2 protein-coding genes are annotated in these 2,024 nt (G+C 56.7%); both read right to left on the bottom strand.

All coding sequences use genetic code 11. The annotated features are described in order from the left end of the window. Window positions 1-270 precede the first annotated feature (270 nt). A complete protein-coding gene (locus ACT8X9_RS13295) occupies window positions 271-813 on the bottom strand; it encodes a nitroreductase family protein (RefSeq protein ID WP_444269314.1) in 543 nt (180 codons plus the stop codon). A gap of 103 nt (window positions 814-916) precedes the next feature. Further along, window positions 917-1,819: a hypothetical protein gene (locus tag ACT8X9_RS13300; protein ID WP_444269315.1), complete on the bottom strand. Its 903-nt coding sequence runs from the start codon at window positions 1,817-1,819 to the stop codon at window positions 917-919. Window positions 1,820-2,024: the final 205 nt, after the last annotated feature.

The raw sequence follows: 2,024 nt of genomic DNA on the forward strand, positions 1-2,024 counted from the left end.
CAATTTGCCTCAAAAAAACAACCACAGATTCAATTTTAGTAGAATTAGTAGACGATCAAGCGTCCACCGGGGCTTTGCTGACGGAGAAATCTTATCATAATTTTGCTGTTTTGCCAGATACGCCAAACCCAACGGGCGGCTCCGGTAACCTGCCCGTTGGGTTTGGTCAGAAATAGAATAACATCACCCCGGCTTCTGCCTTTCAAAAGGGAAACCGGGGTGATGTTATCTACTTTGTGGCAGGTATCCAGAATGCCGAGCCCATCTCATTTACTGTACGCTCAGCAGTTCTTCCACGCTCTTGCGGGCAGGTGCGGCGGGATTCTGTGCAGGATGACCGATGGCAATGAGCGCAGCCACTGTCTGTCCTTTGGGCACGGAGAGCACCTTTGCCACCTTGTCCGGGTCATAGATGCCCATGATGACCGTCCCGAGGCCCAGTGCGTGCGCAGCAAGGCAGAAGGTCTGTGCGGCAATACCGGCGTCAAAGGACTGCCAGTGGCCTTCGAGCGGGCTGGAATAGCTGCCGTCCCGCTCAAAACCAGAGCGTCCCGTCACCATCGTCAGCGCAACCAGTGCGGGGGCATGGGAAAGCGTGTTGGCGTTATAGGTGAAATCCAGCACACAATCGCTGGCGATTTTCTCACGTTTCTGCGCATCTTCCACGAGAATATAGCGGGCGATCTGGGTATTTTTCCAGCTGGGGGCATAAGCGGCAGCGGCCACCACTTCGGCCACCTGCTCCGGGGTAACAGGCTCTTCGGTAAAGCGGCGGACGCTGCGCCGGGTCTTGATGCATTCCAATGCTTCCATAATTGTTTTCTCCTTTCGGTAGTTTGTTGGATATAACTGTCTCTCTATTATTACAACTCCGCCCAGCTTTGTCCAGATGCTTTCGAAACGGAGGCCGGGCCGCTCAGAATAGGTCGAGCATACTGTCCAGATAGATGGCTTCCCGGACGTGCAGCTGGTACTCCGGCCTTACCATATAATAGAGCAGAAATTCCAGCACCAAGGCGCTGCCGAGGCCCCGTCCCTCGATCTTGAAGTTGGAAAATCCCATCGGAAGGAAGATCCTCCGGATGTCCTCCACGCCGATGAAACTGGGGTTCTCCATCGCCTTCGAGAAACGGTAGCCCTCCCCCGCGCCCGGGGCAGTGCAGATATGGTCAGGGCAATCCTCGCCGAGATTTTTGCGGCTGACATTCTCGTAGCAGCGCTTCCGGTCCCGGCATCCGACCCAGCAGCACTCGTTGCAGAGAAACTCCACCTTGTCCTTCTGGGGCTGCGTCAGGCTGTCCAGCTGTTCAAAGGCCTTGTTCAGCCGGAAATCCGGCACCACATAGCGAAATTCCTCCCGGGCCGTCTCGTCCCGGAGCTGTCGGAAATCCGTCAGCACCTTGGTCGTGGAGGAGACGAGGTAAAGCTGCGGGTAGTGCGTCCTCAGATAGTCCAGCAGCAGCTCCGAATGGAGGATGACGCCATTCTCCACCCCGCTGCTCTGCGCAAAGAGGGCGCAGAGCGCATTGCATTTCCGGTCCGAAAGATGCTCCTCCTGGAGGAGGGAGTTGCTGAAGGTCAGCCGGGCCGAGACGCCATACTCCTGCATCAGTGCAAGGACCTCTCTGGGGTCATTCCCGCCGAAGCCGGTGCGTCCCCCGCCCCAGATGCAGTCGGCCGGTGCCCCGTAGATGGAGCCAATGCTGCACCAGTCATAGAAGTATTCCCGATGCCCCCGGTACAGGGGCAGGAACTCCCGGTACAGCTCGTAAAACTCAAACAAACCGGGCAGGTGATAATAGGCTTTTTCTTGTTTCATCGCACCCTCTTCTCTCTCGTTCTTTCCTATTGTACCATGTTTCCGCCCCGCAAAAAAGCCCCCGGAGGGCTTGTTACAGCTCTCCGGGGGCTTTCTGTGTGCGTTGTGCCTTGGCGCACACGACCGGCGTTTTACTCGATCGCAATCAGATTCGGGTTCTCAGGCAAAGCCTTCGTCTGCTGAGGAGCAGGCAGCTCGACGTGCA

The sequence above is a fragment of the Faecalibacterium sp. genome (assembly GCF_052358865.1).
Taxonomy (GTDB): Bacteria; Bacillota; Clostridia; order Oscillospirales; family Ruminococcaceae; genus Faecalibacterium; species Faecalibacterium butyricigenerans.